The sequence below is a fragment of the Peribacillus sp. Bi134 genome (assembly GCF_918698065.1).
In the GTDB taxonomy this organism is placed as follows: Bacteria; Bacillota; Bacilli; order Bacillales; family DSM-1321; genus Peribacillus.
Map to the genome: position 1 here is coordinate 403,885 of NZ_CAKKLN010000002.1, position 16,287 is coordinate 420,171.

Below are 16,287 nucleotides of genomic sequence, written 5' to 3' on the forward strand. Positions count from 1 at the left end.
GCTTTCACCTTCTTCTTATTTTCTGAAATGGAGGGATTGTGATGGATGTTAAATTTGATCGCTTTGCATCTGTAGCCTTTCTGGCTGTCGGAGTGCTGTTTATGATAGGAAGCAGAAAGCTGGCCAGTTCTTCTTATGGAAGTTCGGTAGGACCGGACATTTTCCCTTTTGTATTGGGACTCGTTCTTGCTGTTTTAAGTATTCGCCTGTTTTATGAGGCATTTCGGAGCAATGTACAGGAATCGGGTAAGGGAAAGCTGGAATATAAACCTTTTATCATCATTCTGCTCTCCACCTTGATTTATATTTTGACATTGGAAACGATAGGATATGTCATTACGACCTTTCTGTTTTTGTTTGTTTGCTTTCAAACGATGGAGCGAAATAAATGGGTGACATCGCTCATCATATCCGCAGGATTTTCCGGAATCATCTATTATTTATTCGTGAATGTTTTAAAGGGAACACTGCCGGGTTGGCCAATCTGGTTTTCATAAAGGGGAGGGGGATGTGAAGTGGGCACTTTTGATTATTTGATGCATGGTTTTGAAACGGCACTAACTTGGTATAATATACTTTTTGCATTTGTCGGAGTATTGATCGGTACGGCTGTCGGCGTTTTGCCGGGGATCGGGCCGATGAGCGGTGTGGCTCTTTTAATTCCGGTAACCGCTTCGATTACAGGGGGACTTCCCCCAGAGCAAGCGGCAACAAGCGCCATCATTTTACTTGCAGGTGTTTATTATGGAGCGATGTATGGAGGATCGACAACTTCAATCCTATTGAATACTCCTGGTGAATCTTCTTCTGTCGTCACCACACTGGATGGCTACCAAATGGCCAAGAAGGGAAGAGCCGGGAGTGCTTTATCGATTTCGGCAATCGGTTCCTTCGTCGGAGGGATTGTCACCCTTGTCGCCATGATTGCCTTGGCTCAGCCATTATCGACGATTGCCATTAAATTCGGTCCAGCTGAGTATTTTTCGCTCATGCTTCTAGGGTTGGCGGCAGTCAGCGGCCTCGCGGGAAAATCCGTAACCAAGGCACTGATCATGACGGTTTGCGGTTTGTTGATCGGGACGATAGGCATCGATAATGTATCCGGGATCGCCCGTTTTACATTCGACATTCCTTGGCTGTATCAAGGGGTCGAATTCCTGACGATCGCAGTAGGCCTATTCGCCCTTGGGGAAGTATTCAAGACAATCCTGGAAAAAGACGAGGATGATGGGGAAATTGCAAAGATCAATAATTTGATTCCTTCAAAAGAAGAATTCAAGGAATCTGCAGGGCCGATTGCGAGGGGATCGCTCTTAGGTTTCTTTGTAGGAATCCTGCCAGGTGCAGGGGCCACTCTTGCTTCCTTCTTCTCATACCTTATGGAAAAACGGATATCAAAAAAACCCGGGAGATTTGGTACGGGGGCAATCGCTGGAGTGGCTGGTCCTGAAACGGCCAATAATGCGGCTTCTGGCGGAGCGATGATTCCATTATTGACGCTGGGAATTCCGGGTTCAGGTACAACGGCGATTTTAATGGGTGCGTTGATGATGTACAATGTTCAGCCAGGTCCATTATTATTCGAAGACCATCCCCAGGTGGCCTGGGGACTTATCGCCAGTATGTTCATCGGGAATCTGATGCTCCTCATCCTTAATCTCCCGCTCGTTAAGGTTTTTGCGAAAATCATTGAAACGCCAAAGAAGTATTTGATACCAATCATTATCGCGATCTCCATTTTTGGCGTTTATGCGGTACAAGTATCGACTTATGATTTATTGCTATTACTAGGATGTGGGATCTTGGGATATTTCTTAAGTAAAAATGATTATCCAATCGCCCCGTTGGTCTTAGGACTGGTTTTAGGACCGATGATAGAAAATAATATGCGCAGGGCACTGACGATATCCGATGGTGATTACAGTTTGTTTTTCACTCGGCCGCTTTCGCTGACATTCCTGGTCGTAACGGCATTATGGCTGCTCATTCCGGTTTTACTCAAGAAGAGAGGGAAGGATGTTGTCATCAATATTGAAGGTTAACCGATATTTTCTGAATGTTGTGAAAAAACTCCTTTTTTAAAGGGGTTTTTTTTTATATGATGTAAGTAGAGGTGATTGAATGCGTTTACACACCAAGTTGATGCTGGGCATCTGTACGTTAATCATCTTAATGGGTGGAATCTTTGAAGTTATTTTCATAAATATCCTGGAAAATAACCTGAAGCAGGAAACAGGGGAAAAAGCATTGTCGGTTGCCCAGACCATTTCTTTGCTGCCTGAAATTAAACAAGCTTTTAGAACGGACAATCCTTCTGTAATCATCCAGCCCATCGCGGAAAAAATTCGCAGGCAGATCGATGCGGAATTCATAGTAATAGGGGATGAGAGTGAAACAAGGCTGTCCCATCCAGATCCAAACTTGATCGGGAAGAAAATGGTAGGGGGAGATAACGCCGAGGTGTGGGATGGGAAATCCATCATCACGGAGTCCACTGGGACATTGGGTCCTTCCATTAGGGGGAAATCCCCGATCATCGCCAATGAAAAGGTCATTGGTGTCGTCTCCGTTGGCTACCTTCAGGACGATATTGAAAAAGAATTGTCCAGTATACAAAGAAAGATCGTCTGGATCATCTCTTTTATATTAATCGGCGGTTTATTGGTAGCCTTTTTCATTTCATTCAATATAAAAAAGGCGATACTGGGTCTGGAGCCGAAAGAGATCGCCTGGATGTTTCAAGAGAAGCATGCCATTTTGGAATCCATTCATGAAGGCATCATTGCCATTGATGTTCATGGAAAAATCACGGTCGTCAATGAAACGGCGCATAAAATCCTTCATATCCCTAAGGACGTCATGCTTCGCGGGCAAAAAATCGAAAAAGTCATCACGCATACACATTTGCTAGATGTAGTCAGCACGGCACGGGCCGAGTATGATCAGGAATTCATGATTGACGGTGAAGTTTTTTTGGCAAGCCGGATTCCCATTTTGGATGGACAGGGTGAAATTATCGGTGCCGTTGCAAGTTTGAGAAATAAATCGGAACTATCCAATCTCCTTCAGGAACTGTCACATGTAAAGGCATATGCAGAGGGGCTGAGGGCCCAGACACATGAATATTCGAATCGGCTCTATACACTGCTAGGACTGATTCAACTCGGTTCATATAAAGAAGCGATGGATTTCATATCGAAGGAAGTGGATGTCACCCAAGGCTTCCTCCACTTTCTAATGAAGGAAATACCTGATCCGATTATTGCTGGGTTCATCTTAGGGAAGGTAAGTTTAGCGAGCGAGCTGAAAATTGATTTTACAATTGATAGAGAAAGCAGTTTTAAAGATATTCCGTCCGAAATAGATCGAGATTTATTAGTGACGATCATCGGCAACCTCATCAATAATGCCTTCGAAGCTGTACGGGAAAACGATAGGGAAGAAAAAAGGGTATCGTTGTTCGTCACGGACTTGGGTAAAGAGTTAATCATAGAGGTTGAAGATAATGGAAAAGGGATGAATTCAGATGTTACCGAACTGATTTTCCAGAACGGCTTTACGACGAAAAGCCATCAAACCAATTCAGGTATAGGTTTGAGCCTTGTTCAGGAAGCGATAGATGGATTAGGGGGGTATATCACTTTTTCGACGAAAGAAGGGGAATATACGATATTTACTGTAGCACTGCCAAAAAACAGAGAGGTGATTTCATGATGGCCAATCGCGATATAGAAGTTTTAATCGTAGAAGATGACCTGCGGATTGCCGAAATACAAAAGCTATTCATCGAAAAGCTTGAGGGGTTTCAAACGATCGGGATCGCCTCAAGCTATGACGAAGCTAAAAGCTTCATTGAAATCATGCAGCCGGATCTATTGCTGCTCGATATGTATTTTCCGGATATGAATGGGCTCGATATCCTGAAAGAAATCAAGCAGCAAAGCAAACAAATGGATGTCATTATGATAACGGCTGCTAAAGAAATCGAAAAAGTCCAGGAAGCTATCAAAATCGGCATATTCGATTATATTATCAAGCCTGTCGCATTTGAACGTTTCAAGCAGTCCCTACTCCGATATCAAGAGTATCACATTAAGCTGTCTGAATTGGAAAAGGGCAATTTTCCCGTAACGCAGCAACAGGTTGATAAGCTTTTGCGAAAGGATATGAAAGAAAAAGAGAGGGAACAGGCTTCACTGCCAAAAGGGATTGATCGGATGACTTTGGAGAAGGTGATGGTTGTGTTGGGGAAATCCTCCCCTGGGTTAACTGCCGAAATAGTGGCAAAGGAGATCGGGGTGAGCAGGACAACGGCAAGGCGTTATCTGGAGCACTTGATGTCAGAGGAAAAAATTGATGCCGATTTAACATATGGCACGGTAGGACGTCCTGAAAGGGTTTATGCCATCAAGATATAAATGGGTTCGCCAAGCGGCGGATCCTTTTTTATTTGCTCGAAAAAACGTCAGGCATTTTCTTGGAATCAGATTGATTGGAGTTCATCGTTTTTTTTGAAGTGTAAAAATGATGAAAGAGGAAAAAATAGTATGAAAAGTGTTGAAGCAGACAAGTATATGACAAGTGTCATGGCAGGGAATTGACGTTTATGACTATAGAAAATCGGTTATTATTACTATACTTAAAGAAGAGAAGTAAGCATAACCAATCCATTTAAACACTCCATTCCTATATATTATGAGGAGGAAATCATGAGTAATCATAATCAAAAACAATTGAGAAAAGATATTGCTCCTTTTGAAAAATCCAATACTAAATCAAGCGTGAAACAGCTCATAAATACATTTCCGCCATTTTTCCTGTTATGGTTTTTAGCTTATCAAAGCTTAACCATTTCATACTGGCTGACCCTTTTATTTGCCGTCCTTGCTTCAGGATTCGTAGTCAGGATTTTCATCATTTTCCATGATTGCTGTCATCAATCGTTTTTCAAAAGCAGGAAAGCGAATAGCATCCTGGGTACAATCAGTGGAATCGTTACGTTATTTCCGTATGAACAATGGAAGCATAGCCACTCCATACATCATGCAACGAGCAGTAATTTAAACAAACGCGGTACAGGGGATATTTGGATCATGACCGTTGATGAATATATCGCGGCTACATTCTGGGGGCGTCTTGCTTACCGTTTATATAGAAATCCGATCGTCATGTTTGGATTGGGTCCATTTTATCTATTTCTTGTATCGAACCGTCTGAATAAAAAGGGCGCTAAAAAGAAAGAACGGATGAATACGTATTTGACAAATGCTGCAATCGTGGCAATTTATGGTCTTTTATGCTTGGCTATCGGATGGCAGGCATTCCTGATGATTCAGGTACCGATGCTTTTTGTAACGGGATCACTGGGCATCTGGCTGTTTTATGTACAGCATCAGTTCGAAGATTCTTATTTCGAAGAGGAATCTGAATGGGATTACGTGAAGGCTGCCATTGATGGAAGTTCCTATTATAAACTCCCAAAGGTTTTGCAATGGGTAACTGGTAATATCGGTTTTCATCACGTGCATCACCTTAGTCCAAGAGTGCCGAACTATAATCTGGAAAAAGTCCATGAATCCACCCTGCCTTTGCAGCAGGCAACGACAATCACCCTTAGTTCAAGTTTAAAATCACTTCGCTTCCGCCTTTATGATGGCGAAAACAAGACGTTTGTCAGTTTTAAAGAGATTAAGGACCGTCTAAATGAAACAAAATCAAAAATTGAACTCAATAATGAACGTCCAAGTCTTCAAAAAAAATAAATTGTTCACCAAAAAACCATTCGATTCCCATTGGATGGTTTTTTGATGAAACTCCTTAGTATATACTAGGATAAAAAGAAATAGAGGCGGCGCCATGCAAAGTTGGTATCATATCTTTCCGAAAAACACAGGGCTGAGCCCTTATGTCTGGATCATTTTTTGTATCCTTCCTTTTTATTTCATCTTCAAATCCTCTTCGATGTTGGAGATAGTCTTTGGAATCGTCATGATCATATTGTTTTTCATATCATATGGTCTCTCATTCGTTTCGAAGGGATGGCCCGTATACGTATGGACCGCGATACAAATAATCATTTCGATATCGATGACCATATTTTTCAGCTACATTTACTTTTCACTTTTTTTAGCATTCTTTATTGGGAATGTTCAAAATAAGGTTGGCTTTTTCGTATTATATTCAATCCAGCTATTGGCTACCATCGTGTCTGTCAATATTGGCTTCATCATGAAAGACCCTACCTTCTTTTCGCAATTTCCCTTTATGCTCATTTGTGTGGTAGGTGTGATCCTGCTCCCTTTCAACACGTATAATCGGAATAAACGGGGCATGCTGGAAGAACAATTGGAGGACGCTCATAAAAGAATATCAGAGCTTGGCAAAATGGAAGAACGTCAGCGGATTGCCCGTGACTTACATGATACACTTGGCCAAAAGCTGTCTTTGATTGGCTTGAAAAGTGACCTTGCAGGGAAGTTGATCGATTTGAATCCGGAGACGGCCAAGAAGGAAATCAAGGATATCCGTCAAACGGCGAGGACGGCACTCAAGGAAGTACGTGAAATGGTGTCGGAAATGCGTGGGTCCAAGCTAAGCGATGAAATCATCCGGGTCAAGCAAATATTGAAAGCCGCAGAGATAGAATTCAATTTGGAAGGGACCACGGAATTGCAAGAAACCCCATTGCTTGTTGAAACGGTTTTGAGCATGTGCTTGAAGGAAGCTGTGACCAATATCGTCAAACATAGCGGTGCCGACTGCTGTAATATCGTCATCGAAGAATTACAAACAGGGGTGACGATCACAGTACAGGATAATGGAGTGGGACTTTCACATAGATCAGAGTATATTAAAGGCAATGGACTTCAAGGAATGAAAGAAAGGCTAGAATTTGTTAATGGCAGCCTGGATATTAAATCAACAGAGGGAACGACACTTTATATAAGGGTTCCGAATGCTATAAAAAATAATGGATAGGTGGGATTAACCTTGATTCGAATCGTAATTGCCGAAGATCAGCGGATGCTGCTTGGCGCGTTAGGTTCCATCCTTGATTTGGAAAGTGATATGGAAGTTGTAGGAAAAGCGAGCAATGGGGAAGAAGCAATGAATCTCGTCAATCAATTAAAGCCGGATATCTGCATAACCGATATTGAAATGCCAGTTAAAACCGGGCTCGATGTAGCGGAGGAGATCAAGGATCAAGGCCACCAATGCAAGGTCATCATTTTAACCACCTTTGCACGTCCTGGGTATTTTGAAAGAGCCAGAAAGGCCGAGGTAGGCGGATATCTTCTGAAGGATAGCCCAAGTGACGAACTGGCGAACTCTATCCGTGTCATCATGGATGGTCGGCGCATTTATGCTCCTGAGCTGGTGGATATGGCTTTCGAAGAAGAAAACCCTTTGACTGAACGAGAGTGCCAAGTGCTCAAATTGATCGCGGATGGTAAGACCACAAAGGAAATCGCAAGCCAGCTTTATCTGACCAATGGAACGGTTCGTAATTATATATCGGTCATCCTTGATAAATTGGATGTGAGCAACCGCGTTGAAGCGATTGTAAGATTCAAGGAAAAGGGCTGGTCAAAAGATTGATCAAAGGTAAATCCATGGCGGCCTCGCAAATCAAAAAAGCGCAGTGTCAGAATTGAATATGGTATATTAATTTTTATTACATACGGAGAGGATGACCATTATGCAAAAGGCTACATTTGCTGGAGGCTGTTTTTGGTGCATGGTGACACCATTTGAAGAACAACCGGGGATTGGGGGAATCGTATCCGGTTATACGGGAGGACATGTTGAAAACCCGACTTACGAGGAAGTGAAGACGGGAACTACGGGGCATTATGAAGTCGTGGAAATCACTTTCGATCCTCAGTTATTTCCTTATGAAAGATTGCTGGAGCTATATTGGCAGCAAATCGATCCAACCGACGATGGCGGTCAATTCCATGACAGAGGAAGCCAATATCGGACGGCCATCTTCTATCATGATGAAGCTCAAGAAAAACTGGCTCTTGAAGCGAAAGAAAAGGTAGCAGGCAGCGGGAAGTTCCAGAAACCAATCGTAACGGAAATCCTTCCGGCCCAAACCTTTTATCCTGCCGAGGAATACCATCAAGGCTATCATAAAAAAAACAAAGATGATTATAAAGCGGACCGTGCGAAATCGGGACGTGATGAATTCATTGACCAGCATTGGAACGGTGAATGAAATGGATCGGGTGTGCTTACACATCCGGTTCTTTTTTTGGCCTTTTAAAGGTACAAAAATTTAAATCATTATTTCATCGGATTTTTATGCGCAGGGGTCAATTTCTCATGATATTTTCATATTTCTTCAGTACACTAAGGGGTAGGTGGTGATGATCATGAATAAGAGAATTTTAATAATAGAGGATGAAGAAAAAATAGCGAGGATTCTCCAGCTGGAACTTAATCATGAGGGTTATCAAACAGAATCGGCTTTTACCGGAAAGGCTGGTCTGGAAAGGGCAGAAGCAGAAGAGTGGGATTTAATCTTATTGGATGTGATGCTGCCCGAGTTGAATGGCATAGAAGTACTTAGGCGTTACCGGAAAAAGAATGGATCGACACCGGTCATCCTCCTAACCGCAAGGGATGCTGTGCCAGACAAGGTGAATGGCCTGGACCATGGTGCGAATGATTATGTAACGAAACCGTTTGAAATTGAAGAGCTGCTTGCACGGATCCGTGCTTGTTTTCGTACCAATGTACGGGAGAGCCAATCAGAAGTGGAAGTGGATGAACTAAAAATCCATGATCTGAAGTTGAACCTCGGTACAAGGGACATTCACAGGCAAGGCAATAGGATTGAGTTGACTTCCCGCGAGTTCGATTTGCTGGTTTATCTTTTGCAAAATAAAAATCAAGTACTTTCAAGGGAGCAAATCCTGACCCATGTATGGGGATATGACTTTGCAGGGGATACGAATGTGGTTGATGTGTATATCCGTTATTTACGCAAAAAGATAGATTATCCCTTTGAGGTGCAGCTCATCCATACATACCGCGGGGTAGGTTACAGCTTGAAGGAGCCAGTATGAAGATTCGGACGAAAATCCAATCGTATTCCAGTCTTTTTTTAAGTGTCATGCTTATCTTGTTGAGTATCATCGTTTTAATCGCCTTCCTTTGGATATCGTTAGAGAGGGAACGGGATCTGCTTGAAGATCAAGCTTCATTAATAGAAGAAAATATCCTGACGAAAGATTTGATTTCCGGTGATTCCGATTTAATGGAGCCATATATCCCGGACGATGGAATGGTGCGGATATTCGACACGGATGGAAGGCTGGTAAAATCATTTACGGATGAAGAGGACCTTAAGGGGCTTGCGGTTAAAGCCATTGACGAGAAAGGATATGATTTTGCCAAAGTTGACGGTGAATATGTATTGACCTACCGTTTTCCTTATCCTGATGAGGGGAAGAAGCTGGGGATGATCGAGGTCACACAGCCGCAGGATACCCTCCTTGATAATTTATCGACGCTTGCCCTCGTTTTGGGCGGTGCATCCTTTTTTGTCATTCTGTTATCGATTCTTGCCGGTAAGTGGCTGGCCAACCTGATCCTCAAACCGATATCGGTCATGAGCGGAACGATGAAGGATATTGAGAAAAGCGGGGAATTCAAACGGATACCGCTATCGGATCAATCAAAGGACGAGCTGCAGGTGATGGGGGCGGCATTCAACAGGATGATGGAAAGGCTGGAAAGGAATTATAACCAACAGCAGCAATTCCTTTCAGATGCTTCACATGAATTGAAAACACCGATTACGGTCATCGAAAGCTACTCCTCTCTATTGAAACGCTGGGGCATGAAGGATGAAGCGATTCAGGAAGAGGCAGTGGAGGCAATCCATCATGAAGCCATCCGGATGAAAAAACTGACGGAACATCTTTTGCAGTCAGCTTCCCAAACGGAACCTTCAGAAGATGTGGAAGGGAAAATAGAACTCATTTCATTTTGTGAAGGGATTGCCCAAACATTCAGAAGGACGGGAAATCGTGAAATAACGATAGAGTCAGAGTTTAAGGAAATCTATGCAATGACCATTTCCAGTAAGCTTGAACAGGTGATTGTCATCCTATTGGACAATGCAATGAAATACAGTCAATCAAGTATACAAATCATGATAAAACGGCAGGATAATGAAATTGTCATCGGTGTGAAAGATCACGGTGGAGGGATATCACCAGAACATCTCCCCCATGTATTTGACCGTTTTTATCGCGTTGATTCATCGAGGGCAAGGAAAACGGGAGGCAATGGACTTGGGCTTTCCATCGCCCGGACGCTTGTAGAGTCATTCGACGGTAAATTGGAGATTCAAAGTGAGGTGGGAGAGGGAACGTTGGTGACTCTTACTCTTTCTCATCAAATTCTAATCTAACGCTCATGTTCGTTTCATGAAGGGTGCTTATTATTAAGGTAACAACTTAAAGGAGGAATTCATTCATGAAAAAACAGTGGAGTACGATTAAAGAAGGCATCATTCAAAGGAAAAAGGTAATCATGACGGTGTCCATAGCTTCCGTATTGCTTTTCGGCGGTGCTGCTGGAACGGCAGTATATGCAGTCAATAAGGGGAACCTATCCGAGGATGAGGCTGTCAAAATGATTTCAGAAAAACTAGGCGGGGAAGTTACTCAATTTGAAAAGGATTGGGACCAGCCGATGACATATGAGATGACCGTTAAAACAAAAGAAGGCTATCAAGACGTTGATGTTGATGCTGAAAAGGGAGAGATTCTTTCTCAGGAGATGGAAGACGATGACGATGAGGATATGAGCACACAACAAGCCGTGGAAACTGCAAAAGTCAGCAGTGATCAAGCTGAAAAGATTGCCTTGAAAGCGGTGGATGGTCAAGTAACGGATATGGAGCTTGATTCAGAGAATGGCACCCTTGTGTACGAGCTGGAAATAAAACAAGGACAAAAGGAATATGATGTTGTGGTGGATGCAACCACAGGTAAAGTATTGAAAAACCAATTGGATGATTAATCAGCAATATTTGATATATGAATGCTCTTGAACTGAATTGTATGAAAGGATTTGCCAAGTGGCAGATCCTTTTTTTAATTGCGATTATGAATCTCAAGCGAAATTAGGCGGAAGGAAGTAGAAACTTCCTTTCGATGAAGAGGCCTATGGGTGGGAGAACCAACATGTAGCTGATGATACTCTGAAAACATCTGCGGTTATAAAGGAATTAAAAAGAAGAAACGCGAATAGAGGCAATAAGAATTTATTCAATGGAGGATTGATTATGGGAAATTTGGAAGAGGCACTGTCATTAAGGAAAAGGAAAGAATTCGAAAAATCCAATCGATTATTGATGGGTCTGGCAAAGCAAAATCCCGGTGATGCAGTCATACAGTATCAGTGTGCCTGGAGTTTGGATATTCTCGGACTTGAGGTAAAGGCGGTGCCCTATTATGAAGAGGCACTCGAATTAGGTTTGCCGGAGGAGGATGCCAAAGGGGCCTACCTCGGGTTGGGCAGTACATATCGCACCATAGGGGAATATGAAAAATCAAGACGGACATTGGAATCCGGGCTGGCGAAGTTTCCTGGGGATAAGGCTTTATTGGTATTCAGGGCCATGGCATTTTATAATTTGGGCCAACATGATCTTGCGATGGAATCTCTATTGAAGATCATTGCCGAAACGTCGAGGGATCGAGAAATACAATCTTATGCTAAGGCCATAAAATTTTATAGTGATAAACTGGATAAAGTTTTCACATAATCGTGATCATCCCCAAACTATCCACAAAGCCTGTATAAACAAAGTCATCCTTACATCGCTGAAATGAATTAATCAACAATATGACGGGGAATTTCTTGCATTTTGCACTTTTACGTATAAATGAATGTGGATAACCTCGGATTGTGGATAACTTTCCGGTGTTATTCACTACTTTTCCACAGGTAATCCACATATTCACCTTTAATATGAAAAAAACACTGGCGATTAAGTCTCCAGGAATTTTTTATTGTAATGACTTAAGGCTAAAAGGGGATAAATATAGCGATAGCTATGATAATGGATATACAAAAAATCTGCCATTCCCTGGCCTGCAGGATAATCATTGGTCCAGCTTTCTTGTTGACCTGCACGGATGAGATAGGCAATGCCTTTTTCAATCTCTGCTGTCGGCTTTTCTGATGCCGATATCAACGCATCCACAGCCCAGGCTGTATGTGTCAGTGTGCTAGTTCCGAGGGGGATATATCGTTGCTTGATATCACTGTAACAAGATTCACCCCAGCCGCCATCTTCATTTTGAATTTTCTTCAACCAAGTTAGGGCTTTTTGGATGGATGGATGTCCAGTGGCTTGCCCTGCTGCCTTCATGCCGGTCAGTGCAGACCAAGTGCCATATAGATAGCAGATGCCCCAGCGCCCATACCAGGAGCCATCACGCTTCTGGTCTTCCAATAGCCAATCCACCGCTCTTTTACTGACTTCTTCCGACTTTTTCATATTTGTATAGTTCCCCAGGAATTCCAGCGTCCTTCCTGTCAGATCAGCGGTAGAAGGGTCAGTCAGGAGATATTTCGAACCCTCAATAGGAAGAAGCTGCAGCCATTTATGGTCGTTATTCCGCTCGAAGGCTGGAAATCCGCCATCATCATTTTGCATGGATATCGTGAAGGAGACACCGCGCTGCCAGCTGTCCCGATTATCCGGTTTTGCTTTAAGTTGCTTAGCCAGCGCCCGCAGTGAGGCGGTCGTATCATCGACATCCGGATTCATGGTATTTAAATCCGAGAACCCCCAGCCGCCTGGAATCGCGTTAGGATTATGGATCAGCCAATCTCCATACATATAATGCTGGCGTGACAGTAAGTACTGATTAGCGGACATGACCGCTTTGTCTTTGGAAGGTATGCCCGCTTCTTGAAGGGCGTAGTTTATTAAGGAGGTATTCCAAACATGGGGCGTAGTGAACTGGATATGTGTGTGTCCCTCAATGGAGCAGGCCATCCCCTTCAGACCGGCCATGGCCTTTAGAATCACTGGATCTCTTTTCGAATATCCAATGGAAAGGAGGGCAAAGATCATGAAAAAGGTAGAACCGAAATAATTGTACAGTGTCCCGTCTGGTTCCAGCCTGTCGAGCATGAACCTTTTCGTTGAATCCAATGCTAAGGAATGCAAATAATCCGGATAACCAATCAAGGTTTTAACGCCTGTTTGAAGTTTAGAGAAAAAGGAACGATATTCTTCGGTACGATACTCTTCCCACATACGCTCTTCTGATCGGTCCTCCCTTGTTTGAAATAAATCTTTTAGATTTGGCGTGTCAGGGGTCTTGATTTGAAACCTTTTATGGCCAAGCAATAGCAATGGAATCATGTTGACCCGCCCATATACGGAAAGATCATAAATGCTGACGAAAAAGGTCGGAGGCAGTAAGACCACTTCGAGAGGAATGGGGAATAGGCGGGGCCATTGATATTGTCCGGTGACGGTAAGCATCATTTTCGTTAACATTTTGGCCTGTTTGATGCCGCCCTTGGAAAGAATGAATTGTTTGGCTTTTCTCATATGGGGATGATTCTTATTGCGGAGTCCGCTAAAAAGAAGGCCATAGTAGGCCTCGATCGTAACCGTAACATTGCCGTCCTTCTCGTCTTGGAAAAGTTTCCATGAACCGTTTTCCGTTTGCCTGCTTTCGATTCTTTTTACTAAAGCCTCTATAAGAGGAGTGTCTTCCATATCTAAAATTTTCAATAATATGATCATATAGGCATCTGCCGTTATCCCGGTGTCGAAGGGATAATTCCACGAACCATCAGCGGATTGGTCTTGTTTCAAGCGATGAACAAGGCGGTTGATTTCCAATTGTACATGTTGGTTCAATGACTTTCCTCCTCTAAAAACACATTTTCCGTTAATATGTATATTCAAAACTTGTCGTTGCATTCAAGAAATCAAAGGAGGGGGGAAACTAAAAAACGCTTTGGCAATGAAAGCTGCCAAAGCGTCATTTAGATACTATGCATCATTTAACGGGTAAGGAAGATGGCTGCATATAGCGGTAAATCGGCAATTCTTTTCCCTTGTCAGCCGGGATGAAATTGAATGTCACATAGCTGTCCATGCCTTCAGGTTCGAGGGCAAGGGAGATGAAGTTGGCATCAGGCTGGGCCATGTCGAAAACATAGCTTCCTTTTGGGAAATCCCGGGTTTTTGAAGTAACCGTGGTCGTTACTTCCCTTGTGGAATGTCCGCTTTCCAGTTCAGCGGAAACTTTTAAATCCTTGACCCTATAGCTTTCAACAGCTACTTTCATAGGTTTTTTTAATTTTTTCACTTCCACTCCCAATATCTGAAGTTTCTGGGCGATATTTTTATATTCTGGTGGAAGGATATAAGCTGTCGGACGATCTCTGACAAGGGTAGGGTAGGCATCGGTAGAATCCAGCCAATCGATGGAGGCATCGACCATTTTAGCTTTCGCTAAATCGACTACTGTCAATTTTTGATCCTTAATCAATTTATTTTCGCTGGTGATGACAATTTTATCGTTATCATTTGCTTTTCGCCCTTTTCGCACGACTTCAGTTTCTGCCTGACTAACGGCTTTTTTAACCTTACTGGCCTGTTCGGCTGCCGTTTTGATGAATGCTGCCTGTGCTGTAGCTTGTGCAAAAACACGTCGTTTAAAATCCGTACGGCCGATATTGATCCCCCTTGTTTCAATTAAATAGGTCATTGTATTTTTCAAACCGAGGGCGTTTCGGCCAATCCGGGCTTCTGTGCTTCCTTCTGTGGCGGTAAGGACTCCATCATCAGAAGTGGCCAGTGTATAGTAATCGTGATAGGAAAGCTTTTCTTTTTCCAAAGTTTTAAAAACATTAGGCAAAAGCAGTTCATCGGAAGCTTTTCGAAGCTGTGCGGGAATATTTAAATTCTTGGCTGAGGAGATGAGTAAATCATAGGAAGCGATCGATCCATTTGCTCCCACCTTTTTCAGGGGGGCAGGATTCACTGTATATTCATGTACATCCAGAATGACTTCAGGTTCATAATCATCGATTGACTGATGAATCGTCTGCACTTCAGGATACTCCACTTTTAAGTAGTCCCTATTCGCATCCATGTCATTTGCGGTATATCGTTTGAAATAATAAGAGCCATCAGGATTGACTCGTGGAACGATGGCAACATTCACTTTATCGAGGACATCACCAAGCTTGCCTTCAGCCAGCCATTGTGCAAGGACTAATGTAGATTCACCTGAGGCGGGTTCATTGCCATGGATTTGACCTTGAATCCAAATCAATGGTTTATGGGAATTCTTAATCTGCCTTTTTGAATCCTTGCTGAAAAGAAGCATCGGGATGTCGCGTCCTTCTGTGGATTTACCTATCGTCTTGACCTGGATGTTTTTGTTTTTATGGGAGAGGGACCTGATGGAATCCAACAATTCTTCCTGGCTCGTAAAGGCGATCTTGTTTTGTTTAAAGGCAGGGGTCTTGAAAGAAACATTAGGGTCAGGGAAAAGGTGGGAGAGGTTATCTGGTTGAATGTAGCTTGGACCATTTCCATAATAAGGGGTGAATTCTTCCGCCTTGGCTATAGGGCCAGGCAATCCAGTGACAAGGCCTAGTGTTACGACTGATACGATGGTAGGAATGATTTTTTTCATGGACGTCCTCCTGTCTATCTTTTTCCATAAATTATCATATTTCAAGCTGTTTATACAGTGAAAACGTTTGAAATAGTGAAAAACAGGAAGTAACGACTAGATTAATGATTCCATAGCACAATTCGCAATGCCTTTTAATAGATGTTCATCACCTGTATTCTGTATAATTACAGGTGGGAAGTAAAAATGACACGATCAAGCAATTTGCTTGGCCCGTATCATTTCAATTGATCTTGTAACTTATTTAAAAGATCCTGTGAATCTTCGCCACTCATTATCTGGCCATTCACTTTCGCATAGGGGGTATTCTTACAAAGTTTACACTCACTTAAACATTCATATTCCTTATATTGAATCCTTGGATTCTCTAAGAACTTACCATAATCGGCAACAGTTTGTTCATTAAGGAAGCGGTCAAGATTATTTTGGCAAAATTCAATTTGGATTTTCGCCTTTTTTGAGAACACTTTGGATAACAAGTTTTTCATCATATCGCTTCTTTCATTGGAAGAGTAAATATTTGTTATTTTGATTTTATCATTTCCTGTAACGAAATGCATGATTGGTTCATCCAAATTCATTACAA

The 16,287-nt window shown here is 42.6% G+C and carries 15 protein-coding genes; 12 read left to right on the forward strand and 3 right to left on the reverse strand.

Annotated elements, in window-relative coordinates:
• Positions 1–41 precede the first annotated feature (41 nt).
• From LQ188_RS04885 to LQ188_RS04940, 12 genes are all read left to right on the forward strand, one after another.
• Positions 42–497 carry a tripartite tricarboxylate transporter TctB family protein gene (locus LQ188_RS04885; RefSeq protein ID WP_101223697.1) on the forward strand — a complete coding sequence of 152 codons (456 nt, stop codon included), beginning with the start codon at positions 42–44 and terminating at the stop codon, positions 495–497.
• An 18-nt stretch (positions 498–515) separates the two neighbouring features.
• Positions 516–2,042, forward strand: a complete 1,527-nt coding sequence (locus LQ188_RS04890) for a tripartite tricarboxylate transporter permease (protein WP_230176175.1) — start codon at positions 516–518, stop codon at positions 2,040–2,042.
• 79 nt (positions 2,043–2,121) lie between these two features.
• Positions 2,122–3,714, forward strand: a complete 1,593-nt coding sequence (locus tag LQ188_RS04895; protein ID WP_230176176.1) for a sensor histidine kinase — start codon at positions 2,122–2,124, stop codon at positions 3,712–3,714.
• A complete protein-coding gene (locus LQ188_RS04900) occupies positions 3,711–4,418 on the forward strand; it encodes a response regulator (RefSeq protein WP_101223694.1) in 708 nt (235 codons plus the stop codon). Before LQ188_RS04895 ends, LQ188_RS04900 begins: the two co-directional genes overlap by 4 nt.
• 291 nt (positions 4,419–4,709) lie before the next feature.
• Positions 4,710–5,762, forward strand: coding sequence for a fatty acid desaturase (locus LQ188_RS04905; protein ID WP_230176177.1), 1,053 nt, complete (start codon positions 4,710–4,712; stop codon positions 5,760–5,762).
• 94 nt (positions 5,763–5,856) lie between these two features.
• Positions 5,857–6,978: a sensor histidine kinase gene (locus tag LQ188_RS04910; protein WP_101223692.1), complete on the forward strand. Its 1,122-nt coding sequence runs from the start codon at positions 5,857–5,859 to the stop codon at positions 6,976–6,978.
• A 12-nt stretch (positions 6,979–6,990) separates the two neighbouring features.
• On the forward strand, positions 6,991–7,599 hold the full coding sequence (locus LQ188_RS04915) for a response regulator transcription factor (protein ID WP_101223691.1): 609 nt from the start codon (positions 6,991–6,993) through the stop codon (positions 7,597–7,599).
• Between the two features lie 100 nt (positions 7,600–7,699).
• The gene (msrA, locus tag LQ188_RS04920) at positions 7,700–8,221 is read left to right on the forward strand and encodes a peptide-methionine (S)-S-oxide reductase MsrA (protein WP_101223690.1); all 522 of its coding nucleotides are present in this window, start codon (positions 7,700–7,702) and stop codon (positions 8,219–8,221) included.
• Between the two features lie 157 nt (positions 8,222–8,378).
• A complete protein-coding gene (locus tag LQ188_RS04925; RefSeq protein ID WP_101223998.1) occupies positions 8,379–9,074 on the forward strand; it encodes a response regulator transcription factor in 696 nt (231 codons plus the stop codon).
• Positions 9,071–10,426: an ATP-binding protein gene (locus LQ188_RS04930; protein WP_101223689.1), complete on the forward strand. Its 1,356-nt coding sequence runs from the start codon at positions 9,071–9,073 to the stop codon at positions 10,424–10,426. Before LQ188_RS04925 ends, LQ188_RS04930 begins: the two co-directional genes overlap by 4 nt.
• Before the next feature lie 65 nt (positions 10,427–10,491).
• The gene (locus tag LQ188_RS04935) at positions 10,492–11,040 is read left to right on the forward strand and encodes a PepSY domain-containing protein (RefSeq protein ID WP_230176178.1); all 549 of its coding nucleotides are present in this window, start codon (positions 10,492–10,494) and stop codon (positions 11,038–11,040) included.
• Between the two features lie 265 nt (positions 11,041–11,305).
• Positions 11,306–11,788 (forward strand): tetratricopeptide repeat protein, encoded by a 483-nt coding sequence (locus LQ188_RS04940; protein ID WP_202190603.1) that lies wholly within the window; start codon positions 11,306–11,308, stop codon positions 11,786–11,788.
• A 225-nt stretch (positions 11,789–12,013) separates the two neighbouring features.
• Here the strand turns inward: LQ188_RS04940 and shc are convergent, their stop codons facing one another.
• The 3 genes from shc to LQ188_RS04955 all read right to left on the reverse strand — a co-directional run bounded on the left by shc (position 12,014) and on the right by LQ188_RS04955 (position 16,261).
• Complete coding sequence (shc, locus tag LQ188_RS04945) at positions 12,014–13,909, reverse strand: squalene--hopene cyclase (protein ID WP_230176179.1); 1,896 nt, start codon at positions 13,907–13,909, stop codon at positions 12,014–12,016.
• Positions 13,910–14,051: 142 nt separating this feature from the next.
• The gene (locus tag LQ188_RS04950; protein WP_230176180.1) at positions 14,052–15,701 is read right to left on the reverse strand and encodes a M14 family metallocarboxypeptidase; all 1,650 of its coding nucleotides are present in this window, start codon (positions 15,699–15,701) and stop codon (positions 14,052–14,054) included.
• Between the two features lie 218 nt (positions 15,702–15,919).
• On the reverse strand, positions 15,920–16,261 hold the full coding sequence (locus LQ188_RS04955; RefSeq protein WP_157831059.1) for a DUF1450 domain-containing protein: 342 nt from the start codon (positions 16,259–16,261) through the stop codon (positions 15,920–15,922).
• Positions 16,262–16,287: the final 26 nt, after the last annotated feature.